Source organism: Proteiniphilum sp. LBM24028 (assembly GCF_056629195.1).
This window is the reverse complement of record NZ_CM152817.1, coordinates 191,384-211,509: the sequence shown is the minus strand read 5'-3', so window position 1 is coordinate 211,509 and position 20,126 is coordinate 191,384. Positions and strand designations below refer to the sequence as shown.

The 20,126-nt window shown below is 50.1% G+C and carries 14 protein-coding genes and 1 pseudogene; 13 read left to right on the top strand and 2 right to left on the bottom strand.

Annotated elements, in window-relative coordinates; all coding sequences use genetic code 11:
• Positions 1-86 precede the first annotated feature (86 nt).
• The 13 genes and pseudogenes from AC1HCU_RS00820 (at position 87) to AC1HCU_RS00760 (ending at position 18,432) form a co-directional block, all read left to right on the top strand.
• Complete coding sequence (locus tag AC1HCU_RS00820) at positions 87-3,101, top strand: SusC/RagA family TonB-linked outer membrane protein (protein WP_480367896.1); 3,015 nt, start codon at positions 87-89, stop codon at positions 3,099-3,101.
• Between the two features lie 12 nt (positions 3,102-3,113).
• A complete protein-coding gene (locus tag AC1HCU_RS00815) occupies positions 3,114-4,655 on the top strand; it encodes a RagB/SusD family nutrient uptake outer membrane protein (RefSeq protein ID WP_480367894.1) in 1,542 nt (513 codons plus the stop codon).
• A 12-nt stretch (positions 4,656-4,667) separates the two neighbouring features.
• Positions 4,668-5,459, top strand: a complete 792-nt coding sequence (locus tag AC1HCU_RS00810; protein ID WP_480367892.1) for a LamG domain-containing protein — start codon at positions 4,668-4,670, stop codon at positions 5,457-5,459.
• Positions 5,460-5,602: 143 nt separating this feature from the next.
• Positions 5,603-7,273 carry a glucoamylase family protein gene (locus AC1HCU_RS00805; RefSeq protein ID WP_480367889.1) on the top strand — a complete coding sequence of 557 codons (1,671 nt, stop codon included), beginning with the start codon at positions 5,603-5,605 and terminating at the stop codon, positions 7,271-7,273.
• 232 nt (positions 7,274-7,505) lie between these two features.
• Positions 7,506-8,294 (top strand): carboxylesterase family protein, encoded by a 789-nt coding sequence (locus AC1HCU_RS00800; RefSeq protein ID WP_480367887.1) that lies wholly within the window; start codon positions 7,506-7,508, stop codon positions 8,292-8,294.
• A 7-nt stretch (positions 8,295-8,301) separates the two neighbouring features.
• Complete coding sequence (locus AC1HCU_RS00795; protein WP_480367884.1) at positions 8,302-9,675, top strand: glucoamylase family protein; 1,374 nt, start codon at positions 8,302-8,304, stop codon at positions 9,673-9,675.
• Positions 9,676-9,701: 26 nt separating this feature from the next.
• Positions 9,702-11,999 (top strand): glycoside hydrolase family 3 N-terminal domain-containing protein, encoded by a 2,298-nt coding sequence (locus AC1HCU_RS00790; protein WP_480367883.1) that lies wholly within the window; start codon positions 9,702-9,704, stop codon positions 11,997-11,999.
• A gap of 190 nt (positions 12,000-12,189) precedes the next feature.
• Positions 12,190-12,555 (top strand): annotated as a pseudogene (locus AC1HCU_RS00785) (PaaI family thioesterase); the annotation flags it as partial.
• Positions 12,552-13,625, top strand: a complete 1,074-nt coding sequence (locus AC1HCU_RS00780; protein WP_480367880.1) for an isochorismate synthase — start codon at positions 12,552-12,554, stop codon at positions 13,623-13,625. The pseudogene AC1HCU_RS00785 and the gene AC1HCU_RS00780, both read left to right, overlap by 4 nt.
• A 9-nt stretch (positions 13,626-13,634) precedes the next feature.
• Entirely contained in the window at positions 13,635-15,344 is a 1,710-nt protein-coding gene (gene menD, locus AC1HCU_RS00775) for a 2-succinyl-5-enolpyruvyl-6-hydroxy-3-cyclohexene-1-carboxylic-acid synthase (RefSeq protein WP_480367878.1), read from the top strand.
• On the top strand, positions 15,341-16,162 hold the full coding sequence (menB, locus tag AC1HCU_RS00770) for a 1,4-dihydroxy-2-naphthoyl-CoA synthase (protein WP_480367875.1): 822 nt from the start codon (positions 15,341-15,343) through the stop codon (positions 16,160-16,162). Before menD ends, menB begins: the two co-directional genes overlap by 4 nt.
• Before the next feature lie 133 nt (positions 16,163-16,295).
• Complete coding sequence (locus AC1HCU_RS00765; protein WP_480367872.1) at positions 16,296-17,360, top strand: o-succinylbenzoate synthase; 1,065 nt, start codon at positions 16,296-16,298, stop codon at positions 17,358-17,360.
• Complete coding sequence (locus AC1HCU_RS00760) at positions 17,347-18,432, top strand: AMP-binding protein (protein WP_480367869.1); 1,086 nt, start codon at positions 17,347-17,349, stop codon at positions 18,430-18,432. The genes AC1HCU_RS00765 and AC1HCU_RS00760 overlap by 14 nt, the downstream gene beginning before the upstream one ends.
• A 49-nt stretch (positions 18,433-18,481) precedes the next feature.
• Here the strand turns inward: AC1HCU_RS00760 and AC1HCU_RS00755 are convergent, their stop codons facing one another.
• Together AC1HCU_RS00755 and AC1HCU_RS00750 are read right to left on the bottom strand one after the other, a co-directional pair.
• Positions 18,482-19,720, bottom strand: coding sequence for a glycoside hydrolase family 43 protein (locus AC1HCU_RS00755; RefSeq protein ID WP_480367866.1), 1,239 nt, complete (start codon positions 19,718-19,720; stop codon positions 18,482-18,484).
• Positions 19,721-19,789: 69 nt separating this feature from the next.
• Positions 19,790-20,041 (bottom strand): hypothetical protein, encoded by a 252-nt coding sequence (locus AC1HCU_RS00750; RefSeq protein ID WP_480367862.1) that lies wholly within the window; start codon positions 20,039-20,041, stop codon positions 19,790-19,792.
• Positions 20,042-20,126: the final 85 nt, after the last annotated feature.

Genomic DNA, 20,126 nt, shown 5'->3' with positions numbered 1-20,126 from the left:
ATTTTTGAAGAGGCAATATATTTTACAAGACGGAAAGCAATTTATTATTTTGTGTCGAAGATTTTTTCAACAAAAATTATGAATCCATGAAATTGAAAATTGCAACAGTTTTAAATCTCCTGCTGTTCACCATGATGTTATTTGCACAGCAGCAAATAAACGTCTCCGGAACGGTGACGGAAGGAGCCACGGGAGACCCGGCTATAGGGGTTACCGTATTGGTGAAAGGAACGACCCTCGGCACCGTGACCGGAGTCGATGGAACTTACACACTCTCCAATGTACCGGCGGATGCGACCCTTGTCTTCAGCTACATCGGGATGACAACGATTGAAGAATCCCTCAACGGACGGACCTTGGTGAATGTGGTCATGGCGGAAGATGTACAGGCGCTGGAGGAAGTGGTCGTGATCGGCTACGGCACCGCCCGGAAAAGAGACTTGACCGGCTCCATTGTCAGTGTGAATGCCGAAGAGATTGCCAACCGTCCTACAACAAACCTATTGTCATCCGTACAGGGCAAAGTTGCCGGTGTACAGATTGTAAACTCCGGTCGCGCGGGACAGGATCCGGAGGTGCGGATCCGGGGCACAAACTCTATTAACGGTTATTCCCCTTTGTATGTGGTCGACGGCCTGTTTTCCGATAACATAAACTATCTGAATCCCGCAGACATTGAATCGATGGAAATATTGAAAGACCCCTCTTCGTTGGCAATTTTTGGGGTACGCGGTGCCAATGGCGTCATCATTGTAAACACGAAACGGGCAAAAAGAGGACAGACCGTGGTAAACTTCAACAGCTCACTCGGCTTTAAAGAGGTTACACACAAGATGCCGATGACCAACGCGGCACAGTTCCGCGAATTGTACGACGAACAGCGGATCAACCAGGGGCTGGGAAGCTTTGATTACACTGACTGGCAGGCCAATACCGACTGGCAGGATGTGATTTTCCAGCAAGGTTTCCTGACCAATAACAACGTAAGCATCACCGGCTCGGGTGAGAGGAGTCGCTTTTACCTCGGCATCGGCTATACCGCTGAAGAAGGTAACATCAAGCATGAAGAGTACTCACGTCTGACACTCAACCTGAGCAGTGAATACAGTGTAAGCAGTGCACTTCGTTTTGGCTACCAGGTGAATGCCTCGCGGACAAAACCCACCGACGCCAAGGGAGTAAGCGGAGCCATCAAGGCAGCACCGATCGCTCCCATCTATAACGAAACAGGTGAATTGTTACACACATTGCCCGATTTTCAGCGGGCACAGGTATGGAATCCCCTGATCGATGTAGAGACAAGGGCCAACCATTCCATCGCTATGAACCATCGCGCGGCAGGTAACATCTACGGTGAGGTGGACTTTCTGAACCATTTCAGCTTCAAGAGCACCTTTTCACTCGACTATGCGGTGAATGAGAATCGTGGTCTCAGTCCCATCATCACCGTCTACAACCCGGACATCGGGGGTGCGGAGAACCTCACCACCAGTGAATCGGTCTCCCAGTCCAAATCGACCCGAGCTGTGGCTCAAAGTGACTATATCCTCACCTACGACAACTCCTTTGGCAGCCACAACCTGACCGCCACCGCGGGTGTCACCACCAACTTCACCGAGTATTCCTTGTTGGGCGCATCCCGTAGCCAGAACATCGAAGACATCATCTTCTCCGTGCCAGACAACGACATCAACAAATGGTGGATATCCTCGCTCTCCAACAAGTCGATGTCCAACAATGGCAGCCAGTACAAACGATTCACCATGTCCTACCTGCTGCGGGCACTCTATAACTACCAGAATCGCTACCTCTTTAACGCCTCCTACCGGCGCGATGGAGCCTCGGTCTTCCGCTCGGTAGGCAATACCTGGGACAACTTTTATTCCTTCGGCGCCGGATGGGTCGCCTCGGAAGAGAATTTCATGAAGGATCAGTCTTTGATTGACTACCTGAAGTTCAAAGGGTCATGGGGTGTACTGGGTAGTCAGAACACCGGTGGCTACAACTACCCCACCTACCCGCGACTTGAAAGTACCGGCAGTGCCGTCTTCGGTGACAATATCATCACCGGCTACTCGATACAATATCTACCCCAGAACCTGAACTGGGAGAAGACCTACGCCTGGGAGGCCGGCTTCGAGATTACCCTGCTCGACAACCGCCTGCGCCTGGAACCGGTATTTTATGATAAAACCACAAAAGATATCATTGTAATGCTGTCTGGCTTCTCCGGAGCCAAGAACTCATTGGAGAACCTTGGCGAGATACGTAACCGTGGTCTGGAGATTTCAGCCTCATGGAGCGATAAGCTTGGTAGCAATGGACTCAACTACGCCATCTCGGGGAACCTGACCACCATTGACAACAAAGTACTCTCGCTGGGTCGCGGACCGGATGATGCCATCTTTGCCGCCAACGGGATTGCCCGATCTCTGGAAGGCTATCCCGTGGGACACTTCTTCGGATATAAGGTGGCCGGCGTCTACCAGAACAGGGAAGATGTGAAAACCTATTACCCCAACAGCGTGGGGAGCGTGGCACCGGGTGATCTGAAGTTTGTGGATGTAAATGGCGATGGAGCCATCACACAGGATGACCGTACCATGATCGGTAACCCGACACCCGATTTTACCTATGGGCTCAGTCTCAACCTGGACTACCGCAACTTCGACTTCGGCGTGGAAATGATGGGAGTATATGGCAACGAGATCTACCGCACATGGGACGATCCCACCTATGCACAACTCAACTACCTGACCAACCGCATGGGCCGTTGGCACGGCGAAGGCACCTCCAACTGGGAGCCGATCCTCAACCCTTCACGATCCATCAACCTGATTAACTCCAATTACTTCATCGAGGATGGTAGCTTCTTCCGCATCCGCAACGTGCAGCTGGGATATACCTTTGAGGCCGACTTCCTGCAGAAAGTATATCTCAAGTCGCTTCGGCTCTTCGCCAATGTGCAGAACCTGAAGACCTGGACACGGAATACCGGATATACCCCTGAAATCGGCGGCTCTGCCCTGGCATTCGGTATCGATGGCGGTACCTATCCCATGCCGATGATTTACACCTTTGGACTAAACTTAACTTTTTAATCGCAGATAAGTATGAAACATAATAGAATATATCTCTGGATACTAATCGCAGTGTTGGCCACAGTGACACAGTCCGGCTGCTCTGACCTGCTGGACCAGAAGCCGCAGGGAGAATGGGTCGAGGGCGACGAAGGTAGCGGCGGCTCCTTTCAGTCCGATGTGTTCACCCTTTATGCCAAAATTCGCGGCTTTCATGTCACCTCCGGCACCACGGCCCTGGCAATACACGCCTTCCGTTCAGAAGATGCCGAAAAAGGGAGTACCGCTGCCGACGGGGCTGCCCACGGCAGGATGTTCGACGATTTTGAATATATTGCCACCAACGGCCTGATCAGCTCCTACTGGACCGCCAACTATGAGATCATTATCCTGGCCAACAAGATCCTCGATGATATTACGCAGGCAGAGACGAAAAACGGAACCCTCTCGGAGGGAGATCTGATCAATCGTTCCGAGGCCCACTTCTTCCGTGCATACGCCTTCTTCAACCTCGTACGCGCCTTCGGTGATGTACCCAAGATCGATTTCCGGATCGTGAATGCCGAGGAGGCCAATATCCCCAAATCACCGGCAACAGATATCTATGCACTTATTGATGCGGATCTTACAGAAGCTGAAGCGCATCTGCCGAAGGAATGGGCTCCGGTCTACACCGGCCGGCTTACCTGGGGTGCTGCCAGAGCTTTGCATGCCAGAACCTATATGATGAGAAACGATTGGAATAATATGAATGTTGCATCCGTAGACGTAATACAGTCTGGTCTGTATAATCTCAATACCCCCTACAATCAGATCTTTCGCGAAACCGGAGAGAACAGCAGCGAATCTGTATTTGAGCTGCAATGTACCGCCACCCCCTCACAACCTGGCTCTAATGATATCGGCAGCCAGTTTGCACAGGTGCAGGGTGTCAGAGGTGCCGGCGAATGGAACCTGGGATGGGGCTGGCATACACCCACCCAACTGATGGCTGATGCTTTTGAGGCAGGAGATCCCCGAAAGGATGAAACACTGCTCTACTTCATCAAGACCGGGGGCGATCCTTCCTCCATCCCTGCCAATCAACCCTATGGGGAGAAACCAATCGCCAACGCCGATGTGACCAACAAGTACTATAACAAGAAGGCTTACACCAACCCCAGCCTGCGGGCCACTTATACCAAGGGAGGTCACTGGTACAACATCCGCATCATTCGTTATGCCGACGTGATACTGATGGCAGCCGAATCTGCCAATGAACTGGGAAGAACGGGGGAAGCCGGGAATTATCTGGAGATGGTGAGAGCCCGTGCACGCGGAACAAATGCTTCCCTCCTGCCCAAGGTAACCACTGCCGATCAGGCGGTGATGCGCGAAGCCATCCGGCACGAGCGCAGGGTAGAATTAGGGATGGAATTTGACCGCTTCTATGATCTGGTACGCTGGGGCGTTGCACGTGAAGTATTGCATGCAGCAGGAAAAACCGGTTATCAGGACAAACATGCATTACTGCCGTTACCACAGACCGAAGTAGACAAATCGAACGGGGTACTGATACAAAATCCCAACTATTAAAAAGACCGACCTATGAAGAAAATAATATATCTTATCCTGATGATGAGCGGGATTATCCTTACTTCCTGCTTCCAGGATCTTGGACAAAACCCTCCCTTCAACTTTCCCGAGCAGCCCACGCCACCGCCCATCGGTGCCGATGGACAGATGTTTTACCTCTCCTTCGACGAAGATCTGGAGGATTACCAGAGCCTGATGGAGGCAGCCGTGGTGGGCAGCCCCTCCTTTGCCGGCGGCAAGAGCGGCAAAGCCTATGCCGGTGCCGCCAACAGCTACCTGACCTTCGATGTGGCCAACATGGCTGCACCCCTCGGCAGCTCCATGACCTTCACCTTCTGGTACAAGGTGAACGCCACCCCCGACCGGGCGGGCATCCTGACGATCGCCCCCCCGCATGAGGGCAAGCCGGCCAACGCACAGAACAACCGCACCGCCGGCATCCGCATCTTCCGCGAAAATGCAAATGGCAAGCAGCGCGTCAAAGCCAATATCGGCAACGGCACGGCCGACAGCTGGCTCGACGGAGCCCAACTGGCTGACATCGACCCGACTGCAGCGAAGTGGGTTCATATCGCACTGGTCCTCACCCCGGACAAGGCCGCTTTCTACATGGACGGCACCGAGGTGAAGTCGATCTCCTTCACCGGCATCAGCTGGAATGGTTGTGACATCATGTCGATCGGCTCGGGAGCACCCCGCTTCACAGAATGGGGCCACCTCTCCGACCAGAGTCAGATCGATGAGCTGCGCATCTACAACAAGGCGTTGCCTGCTTCAGAGATTGCACAATTGGCTGCTAAGTAAAACCAAGGACTGCTCTTTCAATCACGCCGTCGGCTTATTTCCTTGAATGAGCCGACGGTGTATGGGTGTTTTTATTTTTTGTGGTGATAAAAAAAGTAAAATCCCAATCGGATGACACGTTACAAAATTGAATAAGACGGAATATGATGGAAATAAGGACAGCAGTATACGCTTTTATTGGGATAATCTGTACAGGTATATTTTCGGGCTGTGGCAAGAGCGATGAGGAAATACCGTCTGAACCTTTTCAATTAGAAAGTATCGAGATTAATGGAGAGGTAAACGCATCATCCTACAGGGACGTGAATCCTGAACTGGTGATAAAGCTGGTATTTTCAGAATCTGTGAAGCCCGACATGTTGGAGGAAAATATTACGCTGCGAAAGTCCACAGGAGAACCGGTACAGTTGAACTTCATACTGCATGGTCAATCCGTGCAGATTGAAACAGCAGACAAACTGGAATCATTCTCTTCCTATCGGCTGGAAATCAGCAGAGGATTATATGCAATCTCCGGTAATCGCATTCTTACCGGCAAAGTATATTCTATCTCTACCGGAATGGATGGCTCGGATAAATTTCCACGTATCTCCGACGAAGAACTGCTGACCCTGGTACAAAGACAGACATTCCGCTACTTCTGGGACTTCGGACACCCCGTGAGCGGAATGGCTCGCGAACGAAGTTCATCGGGCAATACCGTAACAACCGGCGGTACAGGATTTGGAGTAATGGCGATGATTGTAGCAGTAGAAAGAGACTTTATCACAAGAGACGAAGCGCTGTTTCGTATTGAGAAAATTGTGGCGTTTCTGAAAAGTAAAGCAACCCGCTATCACGGGGCTTTTGCTCATTGGATTCACGGTGAGACGGGCGCTACATTACCCTTTAGCACATATGACAATGGAGCCGACCTGGTAGAAACCTCGTTGCTGTTCCAGGGCTTGCTGACCGCAAGGGGATATTTCAGTCGATCCACACCTGCGGAGATAAAGCTAAGGAATGAGATTACTCTTTTATGGGAAGAAATTGACTGGAAGTGGTTCCAAAAGGAGAGCGAGAATGTGCTTTATTGGCATTGGAGCCCACAGTACGGATGGCAGATGAATATGAAAGTTTCAGGATGGAACGAATCTCTTATCACCTATATTCTCGCAGCGGCATCACCCACGCATCCGATTACGAAAGAGGTATATGATCAGGGGTGGGCCCGCAACGGCAATATGATTAACAATACCACATACTATGGTCACCGGTTGCCTCTGGGTCCCGAGACAGGAGGCCCTCTCTTTTTCGCCCATTATTCATTTCTGGGAATAAATCCAAAAGGATTGAAGGATCGCTATGCCGACTATTGGGAACAGAACAGGAATCATTCGTTAATCAATCATCTCTATTGTGCAGACAATCCGAAGAAGTATACCGGATACAGTGAATATTGCTGGGGATTGACAGCCAGTGACGGAAACCAGGGATACAGTGCCCACTCTCCAACCAACGACAGAGGCGTGATTGCTCCCACAGCCGCATTGGCATCTATGCCCTACACGCCTGAAGAATCAATGAAGGCTCTCCGTTTTTTTTACTACAAACTGGGAGACAAGATCTGGTCAGACTACGGATTTACAGACGCATTTAATCTTTCCGTGGGCTGGTTCGATAGCCAACATATTGCCATCGACCAGGGGCCAATAGTTATTATGATCGAAAATTACCGGAGTTCTCTGCTTTGGAACATACTGATGAACGATATTGAAATTCAAAGAGGCCTGACTAATTTGGGATTTCAATTTTCCTTTAATCCTCTGTCCTGAATGATCTGTGGGTGAAAAAATAATGATCTTATGATGAAACGGGCATAAGAATCATTCATACCCAAGAACATGATTAAGTGCGAGTTCCATACACCATATTACAAAAAAATGTTTTAATCGTATGAAACGAGCATGAATTACGAAGTAATCGACTTTGTCAAAATCATTATCACACAAGATCATGACTAAAGCGAGTTCCATACACCATATTACAAAAAAATGTTTTAATCGTATGAAATATAAAAATTTTAAAATCTCGTTTTTAATACTCTTTACTGTAGTAATGACTGCTACAGCTCAGTATAAGGAGTACGACTCTCTGGCTTATGTATCCCGAAGAGGAGATACGTTACTCTATCGCCAATTGAATCCCCTGCAGGTGGAGGATGGTAAAAAATATCCTTTGGTGCTTTTCCTCCACGGGGCAGGCGAGAGGGGGGCCGACAACAGGACGCAGCTGACCCACGGGGGAATGATGTTTACCAACCCGGTCAACAGGGAAAAGTACCCCGCTTTTGTCCTCTTTCCTCAATGTCCGTCAGATTCATACTGGCCTGCCCACAAAAGGCCGGATGGCTTTCAGCAGGAAAACCCTTTTCCGGCAAATGATGAAATATCAAGACCGCTGGCATTGACTAAGGAGCTGCTGGACAGAATTATTGACACATATCCGGTGGATAAAAATCGAATTTATATCACCGGGCTATCTATGGGAGGAATGGGCACCTTCGACATGGTTTGTCGTTTCCCGGAACTTTTTGCCGCGGCAATTCCCATCTGTGGCGGGATCCATACGGACAGGCTCAATGACTTCAGTTCAAAAACAGCTATTCGTATATTTCATGGCGATGCCGATTCGGTGGTACCCGTCAGGTTTTCGCGTGAAGCATTTATGAAACTGAAAGCCGAAGGAGCCAATGTTGAATATATCGAGTTTCCGGGAGTGAATCATGGCAGCTGGGACCCGGCTTTTAACAAGCCGGATTTCATGTCATGGATGTTCCAACAAATAAAAAAATAATAGGAAAATGAACAATCACAAATATTTATTAAACATTGTTCTGGTAGTCGGCACTTTTTTTCTGATAGCTTGTAACAACAATAAAAAAGAGCAAGCGCAGAGGGCCGGGAATGGGCGCCCTGCCTCCTTTGTATCTGACGATGAATTTCTGAACTTCATCCAGAAAACGCATTTCAACTATATGTGGGAAGGTGCGGAAATCACATCAGGCCTCGCACCGGAACGCATACATATGGATGGGGAATATCCGCAGAACGATAAGGATGTAATTACTACAGGGGGAAGCGGTTTCGGTCTTGCCGGACTTGTCGTAGCCATGGAACGGGGCTTTATCCCCCGCGAAGAGGGCGTGGCCCGATTACACCGGATAGCAGACTACCTGGCTTCCGCCGACCGTTACCATGGTGTCTGGTCACACTGGATTCACGGACCCACAGGAAAGACCAAACCATTTGGCAAAAAAGACAACGGAGGTGACCTGGTTGAGAGCGCCTTCCTCATGCAGGGACTGCTTATCGTGCGGGAGTATTTCAAAAATGGCAACAACAGGGAGAAAGAGCTGTCACAAAAGATTGATACACTCTGGAGAGAAATGGAATGGGACTGGTACCTGAACGGACAGGATGTGCTCTATTGGCACTGGAGCCCGGAATACAACTGGGAAATGAATTTCCCGCTGGAAGGTTACAATGAATGTCTGATCACCTATATCCTGGCAGCCTCCTCCCCCACCCATCCTATTCCGGCATCGGCCTACCATAACGGATGGGCTCGCGGGGGAGCAATCACCAGCAAGAATGAGGCATATGGTTATCCGCTCATTTTGAAACACAATGGTGCTGAAGAATATGGAGGTCCACTCTTTTGGGCACACTACTCTTATATCGGACTGAGTCCGAAAGGGTTAAAAGATCAATATGCCGATTACTGGCAACTGAACAGGAATCAGGCTCTTATCAATTACGAATATTGTGTGGAGAACCCCGGGGGATATGAGGGGTATGGCGATAACTGCTGGGGGCTGACCGCAAGTTATACCGTAGATGGATATACGGCACATATGCCGGTGAAGAACGACCGCGGGGTAATCACTCCTACAGCCGCCTTGTCCAGCTTCCCTTATACACCGGACCAGTCTATGAGGGCCCTGAAGCATTTTTATAATGATCTGGGCAACCGGATATGGGGTCAATATGGTTTCTATGATGCGTTCAGCATACAGGACAACTGGTATCCGCAGCGTTATCTGGCCATCGACCAGCTGACCATCGCGCCGATGATCGAAAACTACCGGACCGGATTGCTGTGGAAACTATTTATGGGGGCCCCGGAGATTCAGGAGGGATTGAAAAAACTGGGATTCACGGTTGAAGAGAGATAAAAGATGCAAGACAAAAAACAAAAGATATGAAGAAAATTTTAATTTCCACTGCATGTTTGCTGGCAGTATTTGCGCTTGTATCCTGCGGATCACCCTCAGGCAACATTCAGAAGTCAGGCAAGTGGCAGAGTTATAGCCGAAACAAGCAGATAGAAAGGCGGGTGGATTCCGTACTGAAACTGATGACGCTCGAAGAGAAAATCGGCCAGATGACCCAGTTCTCCGCCAACTGGTCGATCACCGGCCCGGTAATGTCCAATGATTTTCAACCCTATCTGAAAAAAGGATTGATTGGTAGCATTTTCAATGCCACCTCCGTGGAGGGAATCCGGCGTTTTCAACAATTTGCCGTAGATTCCACCCGCTTGGGTATTCCCATTCTGTTCGGTCAGGACGTGATCCATGGTTACAAGACCATATTTCCCATTCCGCTGGCGGAAGCCTGCTCGTGGGATCTGGAGATGATGCGACGAACCGCTGAGATCGCAGCCATTGAGGCGGCATCTGACGGAATCAACTGGACTTTCGCCCCCATGGTGGATATTGGTAGAGATGCCCGCTGGGGTCGCGTAATGGAGGGTGCGGGAGAGGATCCCTACCTGGGTAGCAAAGTGGCCGAGGCCAGGGTCATCGGCTTTCAAGGCAGTGGAAATGGAAGCAGGCTTGATGAACCGACCACACTGCTTGCCACAGGAAAACACCTCGCAGCATACGGAGCAGCGGAAGCAGGGAGGGATTATAACCCCGCAGAATTGTCGGAACACACGCTTAGAAATATATATTTACCTCCCTATAAAGCAGCGATAGATGCGGGAGTGGGTACCATGATGGCCTCCTTTAACGAGATCAACGGGATTCCTGCTACGGCAGACAAGTGGCTGATGACAGAGGTATTACGAAAAGAATGGGGCTTTACCGGCTTTGTGGTGACCGACTATACCGGAACGAACGAGCTGGTACCCCATGGCGTGGCCGAAGATGAGAAACATGCAGCTGAGCTGGCTGTCAATGCCGGTATTGACATGGACATGACCGGTGCTTCATTTATTAAATACCTCACCCAATCGGTTAAAGAAGGGAAAGTATCGGAAGAAGCCATAAACACGGCCACCCGCCGTATCCTGGAGATGAAGTTTCTGCTGGGCCTTTTTGATGACCCCTACCGCTACCTCAATGAAGAACGGGCAAGACAGAACACCATGACGTCCGAATTTATGGAGACGGCACGCAAGGCTGTCGCCTCTTCGGTGGTGCTACTGAAGAACGACAATCAAATTCTCCCCATCACAAAAGAGAGCGGAAAAACCATCGCGCTGATCGGCCCGCTGATGAATGACTCAGTCAACCTGAACGGCGAATGGGCCGGTCTGGGCGACCGGAACAAAAGTGTGCCCCTGCTGAAGGGACTCACAGAAAAATACGAAGGGAGCACCGTAAAGATTCTGTATGCAGCGGGATCCACGATTACGGAAACCACACCGGGCAAGATTGCCGAAGCTGTATCCGCCGCACGCAGGGCCGACGTGATTATCGCCGCAATGGGAGAAGATTTCAACTGGTCGGGCGAAGCAGCGGTGCGAACAGATATTCGTCTTCCGGAACCGCAGGGCGAACTACTCAGAGCACTGAAAGAAACCGGCAAGCCTATTGTTTTAATCACGCTGAGCGGACGTCCGCTTGACCTTTCATGGGAAGATGAAAACCTGGATGCAATCCTCCAGGCATGGTTCCCCGGGACGCAAGGCGGGCACGGCATTGCCGATGTGATCGCCGGAGACTACAACCCTTCGGCAAGGCTGGTGATGTCGTTCCCAAGAAATGTGGGGCAGATTCCCATCTACTACAACCAAAAGAATACCGGCAGGCCCGTGGATCTTTCGAACGAAAAAATCGACTATAAATCGAGCTATCTCGATACGTCCATCACACCGCTCTATCCGTTTGGATACGGCTTGAGTTACACGACATACGGTATCAGTGATGTAAAACTCGACAAATCATCCATGAAGGCGGCCAATGACAGGATTACCGTCACGGCCAAGCTGCAGAATAGCGGAACCAGGGATGGGGATATGGTTGTACAGCTATATGTCCGCGATCTGGTGGGCAGCGTCACACGTCCGGTAAAAGAGTTGAAAGGTTTTCAGAAGATAAACCTGAAAGCAGGTGAGAGCAAGCAGGTTTCATTTGAGCTCCTGTCTGAAGATCTGGCTTTCTATGGAATCGACATGAAGAAGAAAACAGAGCACGGGGACTTCAAGCTGTGGGTTGCGCAAAACTCCACGGACAATTCCAATGAAGCAAGTTTTACCGTGACACAATGAAATCGTCCACGGTAGCAAGGAGGTATCTGCATCTCCAAAAACCATCCGGGTGAAATAGAAACGGCTTCCGGAATTATTTTTAATGAATCTTAATAGCAGCATGCTAAAGTTATCATTATTTTTGCAGTGAATAAGATAACAGAGCATGAATGAAAATAATGACGGAATCAATATCGGCAGTCCTTCAACGCTGATGGAAACCCTGGGAATCGAGTTTACGCTTCTCTCTCCGGAACGTACGGAAGCGGTAATGCCGGTCGACAGACACGTGTGCCAGCCATTTGGCATCCTTCACGGAGGAGCCACGCTGGCCCTCGCCGAGTCGGTAGCCGGACAGGGATCGCTTCTCCTGTGTGAAGCGGATGAGATGCCCGCAGGCATACAGGTAAGCTGCAATCATGTCTCTTCCGTGAGGGAGGGTGACAAGGTGCGGGCCGTGGGCACGATCATACACAGAGGTCGCTCCATCCATGTATGGAATATTGATATTTTTACCTCAACCGACAAGTTGGTTTCTTCCGTACGGGTGGTAAACAGCATTCTGAAAAAGCGATGAGAGATCTGCACGCGCATCAGATACTTGATGCACTGATTGACCAGGATGCATGCTTCGCTATTTTCAGGCTGCCCGGTGAAACGTTGCCACGTTTTGTGATGCAAACATCGGGAACACCCGCCCTCACCAGCGACATGGATAAATTAAACGGCCAGACCGGTTTCGTGATTGCCCCATTCCGGATATCAGACGAAACACCGGTGATCATAATTCGTCCCGATTGCCGTGATCTCGCCGAGGTGGAAACCTCCCTTGTAAAAAAACAATCGGGGAAGCGGAAGAATGTGAAACACAAGAATATAGATAAAGGTGAATATTTGCAACTGTTTCAGCGGTTTCACCAGCCTCTGACCAATGGAACGATAACAAAACTGGTACTCTCCAGGAGTAAGGACATCGTCAGGAAAAAGGGTTTTTCGCCGGGCCATGCTTTTTTTCTGGCGGCAGAGAAATACGACCATGCTTGTGTTTTTCTGTTTCACACACCCCAAAGTGGCACCTGGTTGGGCAGCACACCCGAAATACTGCTGTCGGGAGGAAACACCAGCTGGCAGACAATGGCACTCGCGGGCACACGTTATCCTCACTCCGGAGCTGTTTCGTGGGACGACAAGAACCTGCGCGAACAACATCTGGTTACCTCCTACCTGCTACACCAGCTCTCCTCCTTTCAAATCACACCGGAAATAAATGGTCCCTACACCTCCAAAGCGGGTAACCTGGCACATTTGCGAACCGATTTCAACTTTTCCCTTCCCGATGAATCGAAAATCGGAACCCTGTTAAAGGCGCTCCATCCCACCCCGGCTGTCTCCGGTCTGCCCAAAGAGGAGGCTTTCCAGTTTATCCTGGATCACGAAGGATATGACCGTCGTTATTATACCGGATTTCTCGGTATGCTGGAACCAATGGCCGAAACAAATATCTATGTAAACCTCCGGTGTATGGAAATCGGAAAAAGTTCGCTTACTTTGTTTGCCGGTAGCGGCTTAATCTCCTCTTCCAACTGCAGGGATGAATGGAAGGAAACGGAAAAGAAGCTGGAGACCATGGCAAGTATTGTCAATTAAGATTTGAGAATGTATTCAGACAAGAAAAACGTTTTACAACTGGTGGCGTTGCTTAAGGCACATGGCATCACACACATTGTACTCTCTCCCGGATCACGCAATGCTCCGCTGATCCACTCCTTTGCCGGCGACAGCGACTTCACCTGCTACAGTGTGGTCGACGAGCGGAGTGCAGGCTTCTTTGCCCTGGGGGTCATTCAGGCCCTCGACCGCCCCGTCGCGGTATGCTGCACTTCCGGTACGGCCACACTCAACCTGGGTCCCGCAGTAGCCGAGGCCTTTTATCAGCAACTGCCGTTGCTGGCAATTACCGCCGATCGGCCCCTCGCCTGGACGGGACAGCGAGACGGGCAGACCATCCCGCAAACCGGTCTCTTCGGAAAGCTGGTTCGCCATGCGGTACAGCTGCCGGAGATTAGCAATCCCGAGGAGGAGTGGCATTGTAACCGACTAATCAATGAAGCCATTCTCGCCCTCGACAACCAGGAAAAAGGTCCCACGCACATCAACATCCCGCTATCTGAGCCGTTATTTGGATTTGACACTGCCTCGCTCCCTGCCGTACGGGTAATTCGCCGTGCCAAACCACTCACCATGCTGCCGGATGAGGCCGGATACCGCAAACGTTTCCATTCATTTTCCCGACGAATGATCGTCGTGGGACAGCTACCACCGGAAAACGGACTGGCTGATTTGTTAAAGAGACTTGCAGCCGACCCCAAGACGGTGGTACTGGCCGACCACCTTGCCAACATCCCGACGGGAGATTATTCCCGTTTCGATGTGGTACTCCGTACAGCTTCTGAAAAAGAACTGCAGAAGCTGACCCCCGATCTGGTGATCACCCTGGGCGGACACGTCGTTTCAAAGCGATTGAAACAATTTATCCGCAGCACTCCTACCTGTGAGCAGTGGCAGGTCTCTCCCTCGGGAGAGGTTGTCGACACATTTCAGCAGGTGACCGAAATTGTAAAATGTGATCCGGCAACATTCCTGCGATCCCTGGCGAAGCTCCCTTCCGATGATCTGTCGTCCCTGCTCCCCAACGACTCAGTCAAAACAGATCGCCAAACTGCGCCATTTGCGGAACATTGGAAAAACGCCTGCAAGGGGGCCACCATTCCTCACCCGGATTATTCCGACCTGTATGCCGTGGGTGCACTGCTGGAGAAGCTGCCCGAAAAAAGTTCGCTCCAACTGGCCAACAGCCAGAGTGTCTACCTGTCGCAGTTGTTCAGCATTTCCGATTCGGTCTATCGCTTTTGCAACAGGGGCACCAACGGCATTGAGGGGTCAATCTCCACAGCGGTGGGCTATGCCGCTGCAGCACAACGGCTCACTCTCCTGCTCACCGGCGACCTGAGCTTCTTCTACGACATGAATGGCCTCTGGAACAGGCATCTATCGCCAAACCTGCGCATCCTGCTCAACAACAATGGAGGGGGAGGCATCTTTGATACACTGCCGGGACTCAATCAATCGGAAGCGCTTACCGGCTACATTACGGTGACCCGCACCACCTCCGCAAAAGGATGGGCAGAACAGCAGGGAGTAACCTATCTCTCTGCGCACAACGAGGAGGAGCTGCAGAAGCAGCTACCCTTTTTGCTGAACCCTGAAAGTAACAACGCTGTTATGCTGGAGGTCTTCACGACCATGGAGAGGAACAGCCTGGAAATAAAATCCTATTATCGTCAACAAGAAACAAAAAGATTATGAGTAAAAGAAAATGGACCACCATAAAGGAATATGAAGATATTCTCTTCGACTACCACAACGGCATCGCCCGCATCACCATCAACCGTCCCCGTTACCGCAATGCCTTCACGCCCACCACAACCACGGAGATGAGCGATGCACTGCGCATTTGTCGCGAGATGGAGGAAGTGAGCGTGGTGGTGCTCACCGGTGCCGGAGACAAGGCCTTCTGCTCGGGGGGCGACCAGAATGTGAAGGGAAAGGGTGGGTATATCGGCAAGGATGGCGTGCCACGTCTCAACGTGCTGGATGTGCAGAAGCAGATCCGGTCCATCCCCAAGCCGGTGATTGCCATGGTGAACGGCTATGCCATTGGCGGTGGACATGTGCTGCACGTAGTGTGCGACCTGACCATTGCCTCCGACAATGCCATCTTTGGACAGACCGGCCCCCGCGTGGGCAGCTTCGATGCCGGCTTCGGCTCCTCCTACCTGGCCCGCATCGTGGGACAAAAGAAGGCACGGGAGATATGGTTCCTCTGCCGCCAGTACAACGCACAGGAGGCACTGGAGATGGGGTTGGTGAACAAGGTGGTACCCTTTGACCGCCTCGAGGATGAGGTGGTGGAGTGGGCTGAGACGATGATGCAGCACAGTCCCCTTGCCCTGCGCATGATCAAGGCGGGGCTCAATGCCGAGCTCGACGGGCAGGCCGGCATTCAGGAGCTGGCAGGTGATGCCACCATGCTCTACTACCTGACCGAGGAGGCACAGGAAGGAAAGCAGGCCTTCCTGGAAAAACGAAAACCGGATTTCAAGAAGTTTCCCAAACTGCCCTAAGTCTATAAGTTGATTTTCTGTAATACCGGGCGTTCAACTCCAGGTTTATGCGAACGATCACGAATTGGGAAACATAAACAGCTGATGATCTGGCTGCACAATGGCAATTCAAAAAAAACCTGAATAAGAATTCATGTTTAAAATAGAGATCATACCCTACAAGCTCCGGTTCAAAAAGCCGGCAGGCACCTCCCGGGGTATCTACACAGACCACCAGATATGGTACGTAGTATTCCGCGACGATGAGTATCCTACCCATTTCGGCATTGGGGAGTGTGCGCCGCTGCATGACCTCAGCTGCGACTTTGATGCGGGGTATGCCGATAGACTGGCGGGCTTCTGCCGGATCACGGAGCAGGAACAGCAGATCAACACTGAATTGCTCCGTGAGCATTCCTCCATCCTTTTCGGGTTGGAGACGGCCATGCGTCATTACAGGCAGCGTTTATGGCAACTTTGGGATACCCCTTTCAGTAGGGGTGAAACAGGGATCACCATCAATGGTTTGATCTGGATGGGTGAGTTCCGGGAGATGATGCAACAGATTGAGGCGAAACTTGAAAAAGGTTTTGGCTGTATCAAACTGAAGATCGGGGCGATTGATTTTGAAAAGGAGCTGGCACTGTTGCGTTTTATCCGTAGCCACTATTCTGCCAGGGAGGTGGAACTGCGCGTGGATGCCAACGGGGCTTTCAGCAGTGGGGAAGCAATGGAGAGACTGCACCGGCTGGCCGAACTGGATATACACTCCATCGAGCAGCCCATCCGGGCCGGACAGTGGAAGGAGATGGCGTTGTTATGCGGCTCTTCCCCCATTCCCGTTGCCCTGGATGAAGAGCTGATCGGCATCCACCCTCCCGCTGAAAAGAGAAAAATGCTGGAATCCATCCGGCCGCAATATATCATCCTCAAGCCCACCCTCCACGGGGGGCTCAGCGGATGCAATGAATGGATCGAGCTGGCCAACGAGCTTGGAATCGGCTGGTGGGTCACCTCGGCACTGGAGTCGAACATCGGCCTGAACTGCATCGCACAATGGTATGCCACACTCAACAGCCCGCTTCCGCAGGGACTTGGAACCGGCTCCCTCTATACGAACAACATACCGCTTCCCCTGGAGATCAGGGGCGACCGGCTTTGGTTTGAGCCGACGGGGGTTTTTCCGGGTTTGAAAGAATTTTACGATGAAGAAGAATAAGATACGTATTGCCGGGAAAGTATTCAGTGCGGAGGAGATTCTTGCAGCGCAGCATGTCTATTTCTTCGCACAGTCACCTCTCCATCAACAGCTTCTCCTTTTCCTGCGTGAGTGGTTCTCTCCGGAAAAAACCATCAGCCTGCAGACATCGGGCTCTACCGGCTCGCCCAAACGGATTATCGTACGCAAGGAGCAGATGGTACAAAGCGCCCGGATGACATGCGATTTCTTTCAGCTGAAAGAAAATGACAAGGCATTGTTATGCCTGCCACTCGATTATATAGCGGGAAAGATGATGGTGGTTCGAGCCATCTGCGGCGGACTTGATCTCTATCCGGTGACACCTTCCGGCCATCCGCTGGCGGGGACAACAACTGCGTTTGATTTCGCGGCAATGGTGCCATTGCAGGTCTACAACACACTTCAGTCACCCGAAGATAAAAAGCGATTTTCTCAAATAAAACGGGTGATCATTGGCGGGGGAGCAGTCGACCCGCAACTGGAAGAGGCTCTGAGAGATTTTCCAAACGATATCTACTCCACCTACGGGATGACAGAGACCGTCTCCCATATTGCCCTGAGAAAGATCAACGGAACCGGGGCGGAGAAGGGTTATACCCCTCTTCGAGGCGTCAGCCTGGAGCTCTCCGATGAGCAGACACTGATTATCCACGCACCCCATGTCGCCAATGAGACACTGGTTACCAACGACATCGCCGAAATCCATACCGATGGTACTTTCCGTATACTGGGAAGGAAAGACAACGTGATCAACACGGGGGGTATCAAGGTGCAGATCGAGGAGGTAGAGTGGGTACTGCACCCTCATATAACCGGTAACTTCGCGGTCACTTTTGTTCCCGATCCGAAGCTGGGCGAAGCAATGGTGCTTCTGATCACACCCGCTTCAGACCCGACACACATCATGGAGTTATGCTCCCTCCAACTTTCCCGTTTGCACCAACCGCAGCATATTCTTCAGGTGGAGGCGATTCCGTTGACCAGCAGCGGCAAGATCGACCGGGCAACGGCAAAAAAAATGGCATTGGAACATATCGCGACGAGTAACTAGAAACGCATCAAAAACGGTAATACCAATGTATTTTTCTAATTTGGGTTGATTATTTTTTCATTTTTATCTTCAATTTCCCGTTTATATCCTTCAACCAATAAAACTTAGGTCGTGCATTTTTATTGGGCGCATGATACGCAATTCTCAACTTCCCCTCTAAATCGGTAAATATCATGGCATGTCCACCACCGGTAATTTCCGAATTCAGAGGTTTTTCATCCTGTATCCATTCTCCGTCCAATCTCCCATTTGAAGACCTTGCAACTCCAATTACATATCTGGAGGGGGATTTGGCAAAGCTAGACCATAGCATCAACAATTCTCCATTGTTTGCCCGGTAGATAAAGGGTGAATCAGTTACATATCCTCTGACCCCATTAAAGGTTATAGTCCCGGCCCAAGGTGCTTCGGATGCCTTAAACAACAGGATAGGATCTCCTATCGTCGTTTTCAGATCAGAAGATAATTTTTGTGCATAGATTCTTCCTGCTCCATCCGGAACAGAATGGAAGGCCCTGCAAAAAAGCAACCATGGCCGGGAGTCATCATCCACATACAAATATCCATCCAGACAACGCCAGTCCGCAGGTGTTATCGGCTGATTCACCAAAGGTTTATAAGGACCTTCCAATTTTTCTGACACCAAAGCGGAAGTTCCTTTCATTTTGGTTTCCGGGTTACTGAAGGAGGCAAAAACATAGTACTTTCCATTGTAATAATAGGTATCAGGCGCCCAAAAATCCCTTGTTCCCCAAAAATCAGTAGGAGCTTCAAATGTTGTCCCGACACGGACCCAGTTCTCTAAATCGGGACTTTTGTAAAGTCCTATTTTGAGCTTATCATTGAGGTGCATATAATAGTGCTTCGATTTTTCATCCACATATACATATGGATCCCGGGCAGGCATATCATCCACATGAATGGGATATGCCTTGTTGCCTCTATTCTTAGCCGCTTCCGTATTATTCGAGAAATTATTGCCTTTCCTAAGATCATTTCTCCATTTATTGAAACGCTTTTCCCCCAATATATCTTCCACTTCTGCCAGATAACATCTCGCGTTTTTATTTTTTTCTTCTTTATTATCGGGATTATCTGATGATCTTATCTCTAATTCTTTTTCCTGAAACTTTTCAATTGCCGTTATTAATTCTCTCTTCTCAGCTTCAGTCACCTTCACTGAATTAAGAATAGGGTCTAGCCTCCATTGTACTTGCCTTGATACTTCCTGTCCAAATGCAATTGCTGTAAAAAGGGTAAAAACTACAGTAAAAAATAAACTTCTCATGCTTATATATTTAAAATAAGAAAAACATCATTCTCTCATAAAGTACACTTAATCAAATATTTACTCCTATCAATTGGTTTTTCTTTCACTGTTCTTCCTCTTCACCTCCTCTTGCCACTTTTCATAACGCTCATCGTCCAGAATGATCAATACCTCTGTCAAATATCTTAGAGAATTTTCTCTTAACTCCAACTCCATATGTTCCGTTTTCGCGGCACGAATCTCCTTCGCGCCATCTATCAATTTTTTAATGGATAGGATCAACTCCTTTTTCTCAGCTTCGGTTACATCTACTGCACTGGCGATGGATTTTAAACGCATTTGTACTTCTTTGGATTCTCTTTGGCCAAATGCAGCGACACTCAAGCAGATAAAGATTGTTATTGTAATAAACAGATGCTTCATT